Here is a 13,152-nt window from a genome sequence, read left to right on the forward strand (position 1 = left end):
CCGCCGCACCTCATCAGATCATTCCCGCTCAATCAGCGCGCCCGACCTTGCGGCGCACCATCGAAAGTCCTTGTATCGTTCGCGTCCTAATCCATAATTATGAATTATGGGATCCGGTGCACACGCCATTGGATCCTCCGTTCGATACAGGAGGAGGCATGCGCATCGTCCAGCAGGCGCTGTATCTGGAAGTGGCAGACCGGCTGCGCGCCATGATCGACGCGCATACGCTGGTGCCGGGCGCATGGATCGACGAAAGCGCGATGGCCGAAACGCTGGGCATCTCGCGCACGCCGCTGCGCGAGGCGCTCAAGGTGCTTGCCGCCGAAGGCCTGGTGCGGCTGGAGCCGCGCCGCGGCTGTTTCGTCAATGAACTGTCCGAGCAGGACCTCGACGAGATCTTCCCGCTGATGGCGCTGCTCGAAGGGCGGTGCGCCTACGAGGCCGCCCGCAACGCCACCCGCGCCGACCTCGACGCGCTCGACGGCCTGCACGCCGACCTGGCGCGCTATGCGCAGGCCGGCGATATCGACGCCTACTACGAGACCAACGCCCAGATCCATGAAGCGATCCAGCGGCTGGCGGGCAACCGCTGGCTGAGCGGGCTGATCAGCGACCTGCGCAAGGTGCTGCGGCTGTCGCGCCACAAGAGCCTGAAGCTGCCGGGGCGGATCCACGAATCCTGCGCCGAGCACCTGAGCGTGTTTGCCGCGCTCAAGGCGCGCGACCCGGAAGGCGCCGAAGCCATGATGAAGACCCACTTGCTGCGCCAGCGCGGCGCGCTGCAGGCGCTCGATGCCGGCGGCGCCGTGCTGGCGGCGGACGCGAAGGCCGTGCGCGCCCCGCCGGCCTTGCACGTGGCGGGCGCGGAAGACTAGTTCCCGCACACCGCTACGCCACGCCACTCAGAGTTTCCCCCACGTTCACATCGATGCATCAAGGCAGGTACCGCATGAACTCCTTCGATACGGGTGACCAGAAGATCAGCGCGCCGCTGGGCGAGAGCGAGCCGTCCAGTTCCAATATCCTGTCGCGGCTGGGCCGCTGGTGGGGGCGCAAGGGCGAGGGCGACGCCAAGGCCAATGGCGATGCCAGGGCCGCTACGCCGGCCGATGGCGAGGCGCCGCTGCCGGCGCGGGTGGTGCGCCGCCAGCGCGAGCAATTGCGCCTGTGCTTCGATGCGCGCCTGACCGACGGCGCCGCCAATGCCGCCGCGCAGGCCTGGCAGGCTGAATACGAAGCCGCCAGCGAGGCCACGCGCCGCGGCATGCTGGCGGTGCTGGCCGAGGTGGCCAGCAGCGGCAGCGAAGACACCGCGGCCGAGGGCGACAAGGGCACGCGCGCGGGCCAGGCGCAGTCCAACGCCCGCATCCGCTTCTTCAAGCGGCTGGCCGCGCTGCATGGCCAGCGCGGCAACAGCGCCTGCGGCCTGCACTTCCTGATCCAGCTGCGCGCCGACATGCTGCGCTGGCAGCGCCGCATGCCCGGGCTGCGGCCGCTCGACGATGACCTCGAGGCCTTGTTTTCCAACTGGTTCGACGTCGGCCTGCTGGAGCTGCAGCCGATCACCTGGGACTCGCCCGCGTCGCTGCTGGAAAAGCTGATCCGCTACGAGGCCGTGCATGAGATCGCCTCGTGGACCGACCTGCGCAACCGGCTCGATTCTGACCGCCGCTGCTACGCCTTCTTCCACCCGCGCATCCCGCGCGAGCCGCTGATCTTCGTCGAGGTGGCCTTTGCCCCGGAGATGGCCGCCGACGTCCACACCCTGCTGGACGAAGCCGCGCCGCTGGAAGACCTGCGCCGCGTCAAGTGGGCGATCTTCTATTCGATCAGCAATACGCAGGCGGGGCTGCGCGGCGTCAGCTTCGGCAACTTCCTGCTCAAGCGCGTGATCGAGGAAGTGCAGCGCGAATTCCCGAAAGTGAAGCAGTTCGCCACGCTGTCGCCGATCCCCGGCTTTGCCGACTGGCTGCGCAAGCAGGACGGCGAAGCCGTGGCGCGCGTGCTGGGCGACAAGCGGCTGGCGCGCTGGAGCGAGCGGCACGGCAATGCGCCCGCCGACGGCGCGGCGTGGCTGGAGGCGCTGGCGCCGGATGCCGCCGATGCCGTGGTGCGCGACACCGCGCTGACCCTGGCCGCGCATTTCCTGGTGCGCGAACGCAACCAGTCGATGCCGGCCGACCCGGTGGCGCGTTTCCACCTTGGCAACGGCGCCTGCGTGGAGCGGCTCAACTGGGGCGCCGACCTGTCGCGCAAGGGCCGCAGCCAGAGCTGCGGCATGATGGTCAATTACCTTTACGTGCCCGAGGCGCTGGATGACAATCTGGCACGCCTGGGCGCAGGCAACCCGCGCATCAGCCGCAGCGTCGGGAAGCTGCTGTGATCCTGGTCCGGTCACGGCAATCGCCCTTGCCCTCGTGCCGGCGCCGCCGCGCGCGCCGTGTCGTTTTGACGGGAGCCCTGTCGTAGAAGCAAAGCCGGCCGCGCTGCGTCCCTGCGGACGCGCGCGGCGATCAGATTGACTTTCCAGAAGAGAGAGGAGACAAAGATGAATCGTCGTCAGTTCAGCCTGGCCGCGTGCGCGCGCGCAGCGGGCCTGGTCCTTGGCGTGGCCGGCATCGGTGCCGGCGCCATGCTGGCCGCCCCGGCGCACGCCGATACCTGGCCGTCCAAGCCGGTCACCGTGATCGTGCCGTTCCCCGCCGGCGGCGGCACCGATGCCTTCGCGCGCCCGCTGACCGCGCAGTTGTCCAAGCAGTTGGGCAAGCAGTTCGTGATCGACAACCGCGGCGGCGCCGGCGGCACGGTCGGCGCCAGCCTCGCGTCCAAGGCCGCGCCGGACGGCTACACCGTGTTTATCGGCGGCGCCCACCACGCCATCGCGCCGTCGTTCTACAAGAAGCTCGACTACGACATCGAGAAGGATTTCATTCCGGTCACGGTGATCGCGCAGCCGCCGCAGGTGGTAGTGGTCAATCCCAACCGCGTCAAGGCCAACACGCTGCAAGAGCTGATCGCCTATGCCCGCGCCAACCCCGGCAAGCTGAACTACGGCTCGGCCGGCAACGGTTCGTCGCACCACCTGGCGGGCGAGCTATTCAAGATCCAGACCAAAACCTTCATTACCCATATCCCGTACAAGGGTGCCGGACCGGCGCTGTCCGACCTGATCGCGGGCCAGGTCGACCTGATGTTCGACGGCCTCGGCTCGTCGGCGCAGCATATCCGCGCGGGCCGTATCAAGGCGCTGGCGGTGGCGTCGACCAAGCGTTCGCCCGCTTTCCCCAACGTGCCGACCGCGGCCGAGGCCGGCGTGCCCAACTACGAGGTGTCGACCTGGTACGCGATGTGGGTGCCCAAGGGCACGCCGAAAGACATTGTCGACCGCCTCTACGCCGAGACCGAGAAGGCGCTGAACACGCCGGAGCTGAAGCAGGTCTGGTTGAACAACGGCTCGGAAACGCCGGCGTTCACGCCGGAGCAGTTCGGCCAGTTCCAGCACGCCGAGATCCGCCGGTGGGCCCAGGTGGTGCAGCAGTCCGGCGCCAAGATGGACTGACGCAACGTTATGCCTATGCCGATCCGAACCCGGGGGATGCGCCCATGAGCGGCACCGTGCGTTTTGCCACGCAGGGCACCACCGCCACCGTGACGCTGGCGCACGCGGGCAAGCTCAACGCCATTTCCGCGCAGATGTGGCGCGAGCTGGCGGCGGGCTTTGCGCGCCTGTCGGCCGATACCTCGCTGCGCTGCGTGGTGGTGCGCGGTGCCGACGGCAACTTTGCCGCCGGCGCCGACATTGCCGAGTTTCCCGCCGAGCGCGGCGACGAGGCCGCGGTGCGCCACTACCACATGGCCACCATCGCGCCCGCGCTGGCGGCGGTGGCGCAATGCACGCACCCCACCGTGGCGATGATCGAAGGCGTGTGCGTGGGCGGCGGGCTGGAAATCGCCTGCCATTGCGACCTGCGCATCGCCGCGTCGGACAGCCGCTTCGGCGTGCCGATCAACCGGCTGGGCTTCCCGATGGCGCCCGGCGAGCTGCAAGGCCTGCTGGCGCTGGCGGGCCGCGCCGCGGCGCTCGAGATCTTGCTCGAAGGCCGCGTCTTCGATGCCGCCGAGGCGCGCGACAAAGGCCTGCTGACGCGCGTGGTCGAGCCGGCCGCGCTGGCTGCGGAGGTCGACGCCACGGTTCGCCGCATTGCCGCCGGCGCGCCCGCCGCGGCGCGCATCAACAAGGCCACCATCCACCGGCTGGCGCCATCGCCGGCGCCGCTGTCGCCGGCCGACCTGGACGCCCATTTCGCCTATGCCGAAGGCGCGGACCACGCCGAAGGCGTCGCGGCCTTCCTGGCGCGCCGGCCACCACGGTTTCGCGGGGAGTAGGGCGCGCCGACGGCACTGCTTCCCAACATCGATGACTTCGCTTTTCAGCCCGCTTTTTCAGTCTTTCGTTCGCTCCCTGCCATGAACGCCAACCTGTTCGCCCTGTTCGCATCCCGCTTCCCCGCTGACCGTACCGCCTGCTGCATCGAGACGCACGACGGCCTGTACTACAGCTGGGACGACCTTGACCGCGCCACCGCCAAGCTGGCCAACCTGCTGGCCTCGCTGCACCTGCCCGAAGGCGCGCGCGTGGCGGTGCAGGTGGAAAAATCCCCCGAAGCGCTGTTCCTGTACCTGGCCACGCTGCGCGCGGGCTATGTCTACCTGCCGCTGAACACGGCCTACCAGGAGGCCGAGATCGATTACTTCGTCGGCAACGCCGAGCCGTCGGTGGTGGTCTGCAGCAGCAAGAATTTCGGCTGGGTCTCGAAGGTGGCGTTCGGCCACGGCGTGAACCATGTGTTTACGCTGGACGACGACCGCAGCGGCTCGCTGCTGTCGCGCGCGGCGGGCAAGCCCGATACCTTCGAGACGGTGGCGCGCGCCGACGATGACCTCGCGGCCATCCTCTATACCTCCGGCACTACCGGCCGCAGCAAGGGCGCGATGCTGACCCATCGCAACCTGGCCTCCAATGCGCAGACGCTGCATGACTTCTGGGGCTGGCGCAGCGACGACGTGCTGCTGCACATGCTGCCTATCTTCCATGTGCACGGCCTGTTCGTCGCATCGCATGGCGCGCTGCTGGCGGGCGCCAAGATGATCTGGGCGCCCAAGCTCGACATGGCGCAAGTGCTGAAATTCCTGCCGCGCTGCACCGTGATGATGGGCGTGCCGACCTACTACGTGCGCATGCTGCAGGAGCCGCGCTTCGACGACGACACCTGCCGCCGCATGCGCCTGTTCGTGTCGGGTTCGGCGCCGCTGCTGCTGGAAACCTTCGACGCCTTCCGCGAGCGCACCGGCCATACCATCCTGGAACGCTACGGCATGAGCGAGACCGTGATGCTGGTATCGAACCCGTATGACCCGGCGCTGGGCGAGCGCATCGGCGGCACCGTGGGCATGCCGCTGCCGGGCGTGTCGGTGCGCGTGGTCGACGGCGAAGGCAAGGCCTGCGCGCCGGGCGAGATCGGCAATGTCGAAGTGCAGGGGCCGAACGTGTTCAAGGGCTACTGGCGCATGCCGGAGAAGACCAGGGAAGAGTTCACCGACGACGGCTGGTTCAAGACCGGCGACGTCGGCCGCTTCGGCGGCGCCATCGTCACCCAGGCCGGCGAGCGCACGGTGCCGGACCACTACCTGACTATCGTCGGACGCAGCAAGGACCTGATCATCTCGGGCGGCTACAACGTCTACCCGAAGGAAATCGAAAGCTTTATCGACGAGATGCCGGGCGTGGCCGAGAGCGCCGTGATCGGCGTGCCGCACGCGGATTTCGGCGAAGCGGTGGTGGCGGTGGTGGTGCGCAAGCCCGGTGCCGACATCGACGAGGGCTCACTGATCGGCACGCTCAAGGGCCGCATCGCCAACTTCAAGGTGCCCAAGCGTGTGCACGTGGTGGACGAACTGCCGCGCAATACCATGGGCAAGGTGCAGAAGAACGTGCTGCGGGAACAGTTCGCGGTGCTTTGAGGAAGGTCGCGAAACGCCGTGGGGTTTCAACCACTGCGGGGTTTGCTCCCTCTCCCGCTTGCGGGAGAGGGGAGCACACAAGCGGTCGATCGAAGGCGCCAGCCTACTTCAGCATCTGCACCGATCCATTGACCGACACCGTGACCTGGGTCTTGCCGCCTTCGACCGGCACCGGCACCGCGGCGTCGGCCATCATGGCCTTGGCGGCGCCGTACATGCGCGGCACCGGCGGCACCATGCCGGTTTCGTTCACGCTGACTTCGCGGATGGTGAAGCTGTTGTAGCCGAACAGCCTGGTGGTGGCCTGCGCCTTGCTGCGGAACGAGGCGATGGCCTGCTCGGCGAGCTTGGCTTCGGCGGCCTCGCGCGCTTCGCGCGACAGCGAGAAGGCGATGTTCTGCACCTGCATCTGGCTGGCCAGCTCGCCCGCGAGCTTGGACACCGCCGAGAAGTCGCGCGACTTCAGGATGACCTCCGAGCGCCCGCGCCAGGTGCTGATGCGGCCGTTGCGGTCGGTGCTGGGGTGGATGGTGAAGCCGCCGGATTCGGCGGTCACGCCCTGCACGCGGCGCGCCTGCGTGATGACGGCCTGGGTCCGGCTCGACAGGCCCGAGGAGATCGCGGCCGGTTCCGCGCCTTCCTGCTCCGCGGCCAGCGTCAGGTGCACGATATCGGTCGGCACTTCGGTGACGGCCTGCGCGGTCAGCGACAGCACGCCCGACGGCGTTTCCGTGGGACCGCCGTGGGCCGAGGCGACGACGGCGGTGGTGCCGAGCAGGGTGGCGGCGAGCCATTGTTTCATGTGGTTCTCCCAATCAAAACGTGATGGGTATCAGACGTGGCCGCGAGGGCGATCGTTCCGCGACATTGCAAACGATTGTTGCGACGCCGCCGCGCGCAGGGTCCTGCTTCCCCCGTGCGGGTGACGCGCGTTATCAGAACGCCTGCCAGGCCTTCCACAACATATACGTGGCCAGGCACAGCAGCAGCACCGCAAAGACCTTGCGCAACTGGCCCACATCCATGCGGTGGGCGGTGCGCGCGCCGAGCGGCGCGGTCAGCACGCTGGCCGCGGCGATCACCAGCAGCGCCGGCAGGTAGAGATAGCCGAGCGAGGCCGCCGGCAGTCCGGGCGCGTGCCAGCCACTCCAGATATAACCCGCCACGCTGGCCGCGGCGATCGGGAAGCCGAGCGCGGCCGAGGTCGCCACCGCGTTGTGGATCGGCACATTGCACCAGGTCATGAACGGCACCGAGACAAAGGCGCCGCCCGCGCCCACCAGGCTCGACAGGAAGCCGATCACGCCGCCCGCGCCGGCCATGCCGGCAAAGCCCGGCAGCTGGCGCCCGGGCCTGGGCCGGCGGTTGCGCAGCATCTGCAGCGCCGAGAAGCCGACGAAGCCAGCGAACGCCAGCGACAGCCAGCTGGTCTTCAGCGCCGCGAAGACCTTGCCGCCGCCGACCATGCCGCCGATCACGATGCCGGGCGCCAGTGCCAGCACGATCGGCCAGCGCACCGCGCCGCGCTTGTGGTGCGCGCGCACGGACGACAGCGAGGTGAACAGGATGGTGCCCATCGAGGTGGCGATGGCCATATGGACGATGGCTTCGCCGGCAAAGCCCAGGCTGGTGAACAGCAGTGTCAGGAACGGCACCATCATCATGCCGCCGCCCACGCCGAGCAGGCCGGCGCAGAAGCCGGTGAAGGCGCCCAGCGCGAGCAGGGCGGGGATCAGCACCGGCAGGTTGTCGAACGGCATCGTGTCAGCAAGTCGTTGTTATTGTCGTCAGCCTTGCCGCGCAAGGCCTGGTTCGTTGCGGCGGCGATCGGCCGGTCAGTCCATCAGCTTGCCGGTGATATAGCGCCATTCCGCCGGCGTCACCGGCGTGATCGAGAGCCGGTTGCCGCGCCGGAGCACCACCATGTCGGCCAGCGCTTCATGCTCGCGCAACTCGGCCAGCGGAATCAGGCGGCTCTTGCGTTCGAAGCGCACGTCGACCAGCAGCCAGCGCGGCGCCTCGGCCTTCGAGGCGCCGTCGAAATACGGGCTCTTGCGGTCGAACTGCGTAGGGTCGGGGTAGGGCGCGGAGCAGACCTCGGCCAGTCCGGCGATGCCGGGCTCGGGGCACGACGAGTGGTAGAACAGCACGCCGTCGCCGACCTGCATGGCGTCGCGCATGAAGTTGCGCGCCTGGTAGTTGCGCACGCCGGTCCACGGCAGCGTCTGTTGCCGCGCCAGGTCGTCGATGCTGGCTTCGTCCGGTTCCGATTTCATCAGCCAGTACTGGCGGGCGCGTTGGTTCTGGTTAGGGCTCACGGCGCTGCTCAGGAAACGAAGGCAGGTGCGAAAAACACGGGCAAGCATGCGGGCGGGCATGCAGGCAAGAAAAAAGGCGATGGTTCAGAAAACCACCGCCTTTTTAGGGGTCCCCGCCTCGGCCGCTGGGTCGGCATCCTGAACCCAAGTGAGGTTCAGAGTGGCTGCGGAAGTCGCATTTCGGGTACATCATCCACTCAGGGAGTCCAGGCCAGGCCCGGACTATGAATGCGACGACGCGCTCGCCCACGCGACATAATCCCGCACCATGCAATGCATATCGGTTCAAGGAGTTTATGACCCTCACGAACCAGGCAGGGAAACTGTCAAACGTCTGACTGTCCACGTGCTGGATGTCAGACGTTTGCCGTTTCTAACAAGGATGGGATGAAAACGGCGGCCAGGCGCGATAACCTGACCTGTCAGCTGCACTTCTGTAGTGCCTCGTGCAGTCTGGCTACACTATACACCGCGTTGCAGGGCATACCAAGTGTGCTCGCGCGTGTCGTTACATTTTGCCGGCAGCGCGGCATCCGCAGCACATCCCCCTTGCCGCTCAGCCACGCGTACCGGTGCCCACGTGGGCATATTGCCGCAGCGCTTCGTCGGCGCGATCGTTCAGTTCGCGGATGCGCGCGCGGATGGCGTCGACCGGGATCGCGCCCTCGGCCTGCTGCTTGCGCTGGAGCGACAGCAGGTCCGAGGCGATGCTGATGGCGGCCATCACCGCCACGCGCTCGACGCCCTTGGCGGCGCTGCCGGTGCGCAGCTTGTTCATCTGCGTGTCGACCAGGGCCACGGCCTCGAGCAGCGCGGCCTCGTTCTCGGGCGCGATGGCAAAGCGGTAGGCCTGGCCGGCGATGTTGACTTCGACTTGCTTGTTGCTCATGCGTGTTCTCCGGGGGCCTTGTGCGCGTCGGCGCCCTGCGCCACGGCCTCTTCGCCGAGCAGGTCGAGCTGGCGCGTGTCGCTGGCGGTCGGCAGCTTGTCAAGGATGGACTGGATGCGCAGTTGCGCTTCCTCGATCTTGATATTGAGCAGTTCGCGGTCGGCGGCCATGGCCTCGCGCTCGCCGCGCAACTGCGCGGCTTCGCCCTCCAGCCGCGCGATCTCGTCGCGCAGCCGCTGGTTCTCCGCCGCCAGGGTGTCCGCATGGTGCAGCACGCGCCCGATCTTGGCGGCCAGTTGTTCGAGTTCGGTGAGCATAGGGCCTGTCATGATGGGAGTAGTGTCAGGTATCGCGATTCTAGCCGATGCGCCGGCATGCACAATGCGGAGGAAAGGTTTGTGACCGGCCGCCCGCATGGAAGTTGCAGGCTTCTGCACCCAAGACGCCGCGAGAGTGTGACAAAACGCTACCAGGCGAGCCATGCGAGCAGTGGGGTCGTCGCGTTGACGCGGGGGGCGAAACGCCATAGACTCGCGCACGTTCCAGGTGCTCGCCCTTTTCGTCCCTGGCGAAAGGGCAGTTCAACGGGAAACAGGGAGCCGGGCCGGCTGCGCGCCGGAGAGGCCAACCTGTGCTGCCCCCGCAACGGTAAGCGACCGCGGTGCGCATGCGCCAGCGACATCGCTGGCAAGGCCCGATCCGTCATCGGATGCCAGCCACATGCCCGCAGGACCGGCCACACGCCACTGAACCGCAGGTTCGGGAAGGCGCCGGTTTCGTGTCGCCAGCCCGGATACCGGCCTGAACGCGGGCTGCCGCCCGTGCGCGGCACGCCTCATCGCCATATGGCCCGCGGGGGAACGGGCCCGGCCGTTCCTATCCAGTCCTGCATCATGCGTTCATCGCTTCACAGGTCGACCCGCCCGGCAAGCCCGGCGGTGCGTCCGTCCGTGCCCGCCATCCTGGCGGCCATGGCCTCGTTCACCCTCGTTCCCGGTACCGCTTCCGCGCAGGCGGCGGACAGCCGCACCGCGCAGCTGGCGCCGGTGGTGGTCACGTCCACCCGCACCGCGCAGTCGATCACGGAGGCGCTGCCGCATACCACGGTGGTCACGCAGCAGGACATCGCCAATGCGCAGGCGCCCGACCTGCGCACGTTGCTGCGCAGCCAGGCCGGCGTGGAGTTCGCGACCAACGGCGGCATGGGCAGCAATACTTCGCTGTTCATGCGCGGCGCCAACTCCAACCAGACCCTGATCCTGGTCGACGGCGTGCGGGTGTCGTCGGCCAGCAGCGGCACCGCGCAGCTGGCCAATATCCTGCCCGACCAGATCGACCGCATCGAGGTGGTGCGCGGCAACGTCTCGGCGCTGTACGGCTCGGACGCGATCGGCGGCGTGGTGCAGATCTTCACCAAGAGCGGCGCGGGCCAGGCGCCGGCGGCCAACGCGGCGGTGGAGTACGGCAGCAACAATACGCGCCAGGGCACGGTCGGCTATGGCGGCCAGGTCGGCGACACCTCGTTCAACCTGACCGGCTCGGCGTTCAAGACCGACGGCTTCTCGTCGATCAATACCAAGCAGGCGCCGCGCGCCAATCCCAACGACAACCCGTACGAAAACCAGAGCGTGTCGGGGCAGGTAAAGCACCGCTTCACGCCCGGCTGGGATGCCGGCATCACCGGCTACTACTCGAAGAGCAAGCTGTCGTTCGACAGCGCCTTCGGCCGCCCCACCGACGAGAACCGCACCAACAGCGAGCTGTACACGCTGTCGGCCTTCGTCAACGGCAAGCTGGGCGCGGACTGGACCACGCATTTCAAGCTGTCGCAGAGCGAGGACCGCAGCGATACCTTCCTCAACGACAGGCCCAACGGCACCTTCAATACCCGCAACCGCCAGTTCAACTGGCAGAACGAGTACGCGCTGGCCGCCGGCCACACGCTGCTGTTCGGCACCGACTATCTGCAGCAGGAGCTGGACTCGAGCGCCTACGGCGCGCCCACGCGCAATGTGTTCTCGGTGTTCGGCGGCTATGACGGGCGCTTCGGCAAGCACCAGCTGCAGCTCAACGCGCGCAACGACCACTATTCCGACTTCGGCAACCAGGGCAGCTTCTTCGCCGGCTACGGCTACAACCTGACCGATGCGTTCAAGCTGATCGCCAGCGTCAGCAACGCCTTCCGCGCGCCGACCTTCAACGAGCTGTACTACCCCAACTTCGGCCAGCCCAACCTGCAGCCCGAGCGCGCCAAGTCGGTCGAGGCCGGCGTGCAGTACACCACCGCCAACGCCGGCCTGCTGCGCGTGACCGCGTTCGAGACGCGCTACCACGACCTGATCGTGTCGGCACAGCAGCCCAACGGCATGTTCCTGGCGCAGAACGTCAACCAGGCCAAGGTGCAGGGCATCGAGGCCTCGTGGCGCGCCAGCGTCCACGGCAACGACATCGGCGCCAGCGTGACTTTCCAGAACCCGGTCGACGAGCAGACCAACACCCAGCTGCTGCGCCGCGCGCGCCGCCATGCCGCGCTGGACGTGGGCCGCAATGTCGGCAACTGGCGCTTCGGCGGCGAATGGCTGCTGTCGTCGTCGCGCATGGACGCCGGCTCGCGCCGGCTGGGCGGATACGGTATCGTCAACCTCAACGCCCGCTACAACATCGACAAGCAATGGTTCATCGCCGCCCGCGTCGAAAACCTGTTCGACAAGGACTACCAGCTCGCCTACCCCTACAACACCCAGGGGCGCGCGGGCTTCATCACGCTGGGCTGGCGCCAGCGATGAGCGCGCGGGCGCGCCATGTCTGAGTTCCATGTCTGAGTTCAGGCGAGCCCTGGCGATCTGGCTGGTGCTGGCGTTCGCGGCGCTGCTGGCGTTCGCCTTGTCGCTGGCGCTGGGCAGCGTTGCGCTCGATGCGCGCGAGCTGTGGCTGGCGCTGAGCGGGGCCGACACCGGCACTGCCGGCGCCATCGTGCATGAGCTGCGCCTGCCGCGCGCGGCCGCGGCCTTTGCCTGTGGCGGGCTGCTGGCGCTGTCCGGGGCGCTGATGCAGGTGCTGCTGCGCAATCCGCTGGCCGAGCCCTATGTGCTGGGCGTATCGGGCGGGGCCTCCACCGCCGCGCTGCTGGCGATGCTGGCGCTGGCGCCGTGGTGGGGCGTGCAGGCGGCCGCGGCGATCGGCGCGTTGCTGGCGATGGTGCTGGTGGCCTCGCTGGCGCGGCGCGACCTGCTGCATCCGCAGGTGCAGGGCGGACATCGCGAAGCCGGCGCGCGGCTGCTGCTGACCGGCGTGATCCTGGCCGCCGGCTGGGGCGCGGTCATTACGCTGATCCTGTCGGTCGCGCCGGAGTCGCGGCTGCGCGGCATGCTGTTCTGGCTCACCGGCGACCTGGGCGGCACCGCCAGCTACGGTGGCGCGCTGGCCACGCTGGTGGCGGCGCTGCTGCTGGCCATGCCGATGGCGCGCGCGCTCAACGTGATGCTGCTGGGCGAGACCGTGGCGCAGTCGCTGGGCGTGCGCGTCGGCCGCGTGCGGCTGGCGACCTTCATGCTGGCCTCGCTGTGCATTGCCGCGGCCATCACCACGGCTGGCTCGATCGGCTTCGTCGGGCTGGTGGTGCCGCACCTGGTGCGGCTGGCGTGGGGCAACGACCAGCGCCTGCTGCTGCCGGCCGCGACGCTGCTGGGCGGGGCGCTGCTGATGGCCGCCGACCTGATCGCGCGTACCGTGGTGGCGCCGGCGCAGTTGCCGGTAGGCGTGATCACCGGGCTGCTGGGCGTGCCGACTTTCCTCTACCTGCTGTTGCGGAGGCCGCGATGAGCGCAGGTGCGCACTGGTCCCTGCCGCTCGCTGCCTGTCCGCGGCTGACGCTGCGCGACGTGCGCCTGCGCACCAGCCAGCGCGTGCTGGTGCAGCGCC

Annotated in this window: 12 protein-coding genes, 1 other RNA gene and 1 riboswitch; of the genes, 7 read left to right on the forward strand and 6 right to left on the reverse strand. The window is 68.3% G+C overall.

What is annotated here, in order from left to right:
* Positions 1–158 precede the first annotated feature (158 nt).
* From GA0116996_RS01545 to GA0116996_RS01565, 5 genes are all read left to right on the forward strand, one after another.
* On the forward strand, positions 159–878 hold the full coding sequence (locus GA0116996_RS01545) for a GntR family transcriptional regulator (RefSeq protein WP_092306659.1): 720 nt from the start codon (positions 159–161) through the stop codon (positions 876–878).
* A gap of 74 nt (positions 879–952) precedes the next feature.
* Complete coding sequence (locus GA0116996_RS01550; protein WP_092306661.1) at positions 953–2,386, forward strand: malonyl-CoA decarboxylase domain-containing protein; 1,434 nt, start codon at positions 953–955, stop codon at positions 2,384–2,386.
* 165 nt (positions 2,387–2,551) lie between these two features.
* Positions 2,552–3,562: a Bug family tripartite tricarboxylate transporter substrate binding protein gene (locus tag GA0116996_RS01555; RefSeq protein WP_092306663.1), complete on the forward strand. Its 1,011-nt coding sequence runs from the start codon at positions 2,552–2,554 to the stop codon at positions 3,560–3,562.
* Positions 3,563–3,606: 44 nt separating this feature from the next.
* Complete coding sequence (locus GA0116996_RS01560) at positions 3,607–4,389, forward strand: enoyl-CoA hydratase/isomerase family protein (protein WP_092306665.1); 783 nt, start codon at positions 3,607–3,609, stop codon at positions 4,387–4,389.
* 81 nt (positions 4,390–4,470) lie between these two features.
* Positions 4,471–6,024 (forward strand): malonate--CoA ligase, encoded by a 1,554-nt coding sequence (locus GA0116996_RS01565; RefSeq protein ID WP_092306666.1) that lies wholly within the window; start codon positions 4,471–4,473, stop codon positions 6,022–6,024.
* Between the two features lie 103 nt (positions 6,025–6,127).
* Here the strand turns inward: GA0116996_RS01565 and GA0116996_RS01570 are convergent, their stop codons facing one another.
* The 6 genes from GA0116996_RS01570 to GA0116996_RS01595 form a co-directional block, all read right to left on the reverse strand.
* A complete protein-coding gene (locus tag GA0116996_RS01570) occupies positions 6,128–6,826 on the reverse strand; it encodes an SIMPL domain-containing protein (protein ID WP_092306668.1) in 699 nt (232 codons plus the stop codon).
* A gap of 133 nt (positions 6,827–6,959) precedes the next feature.
* A complete protein-coding gene (locus GA0116996_RS01575) occupies positions 6,960–7,784 on the reverse strand; it encodes a sulfite exporter TauE/SafE family protein (RefSeq protein WP_092306670.1) in 825 nt (274 codons plus the stop codon).
* 75 nt (positions 7,785–7,859) lie between these two features.
* Positions 7,860–8,342 carry an EVE domain-containing protein gene (locus GA0116996_RS01580; RefSeq protein ID WP_208601225.1) on the reverse strand — a complete coding sequence of 161 codons (483 nt, stop codon included), beginning with the start codon at positions 8,340–8,342 and terminating at the stop codon, positions 7,860–7,862.
* Between the two features lie 106 nt (positions 8,343–8,448).
* A non-coding RNA gene (gene ssrS / locus GA0116996_RS01585) (6S RNA) lies at positions 8,449–8,666 on the reverse strand.
* Positions 8,667–8,898: 232 nt separating this feature from the next.
* Positions 8,899–9,231, reverse strand: a complete 333-nt coding sequence (locus tag GA0116996_RS01590) for a cell division protein ZapA (RefSeq protein ID WP_092306672.1) — start codon at positions 9,229–9,231, stop codon at positions 8,899–8,901.
* Complete coding sequence (locus GA0116996_RS01595) at positions 9,228–9,548, reverse strand: hypothetical protein (RefSeq protein ID WP_092306674.1); 321 nt, start codon at positions 9,546–9,548, stop codon at positions 9,228–9,230. The genes GA0116996_RS01590 and GA0116996_RS01595 overlap by 4 nt, the downstream gene beginning before the upstream one ends.
* Before the next feature lie 209 nt (positions 9,549–9,757).
* Positions 9,758–10,050: riboswitch (cobalamin riboswitch) on the forward strand.
* Positions 10,051–10,124: 74 nt separating this feature from the next.
* Between GA0116996_RS01595 and GA0116996_RS01600 the strand changes: the two genes are divergently transcribed.
* Together GA0116996_RS01600 and GA0116996_RS01605 are read left to right on the forward strand one after the other, a co-directional pair.
* Positions 10,125–12,017 (forward strand): TonB-dependent receptor domain-containing protein, encoded by a 1,893-nt coding sequence (locus tag GA0116996_RS01600; RefSeq protein WP_092306675.1) that lies wholly within the window; start codon positions 10,125–10,127, stop codon positions 12,015–12,017.
* A 28-nt stretch (positions 12,018–12,045) separates the two neighbouring features.
* Complete coding sequence (locus GA0116996_RS01605) at positions 12,046–13,053, forward strand: FecCD family ABC transporter permease (protein WP_092306677.1); 1,008 nt, start codon at positions 12,046–12,048, stop codon at positions 13,051–13,053.
* Positions 13,054–13,152: the final 99 nt, after the last annotated feature.

Origin of the sequence: Cupriavidus alkaliphilus, from assembly GCF_900094595.1 — a bacterium.
Taxonomy (GTDB): Bacteria; Pseudomonadota; Gammaproteobacteria; order Burkholderiales; family Burkholderiaceae; genus Cupriavidus; species Cupriavidus alkaliphilus.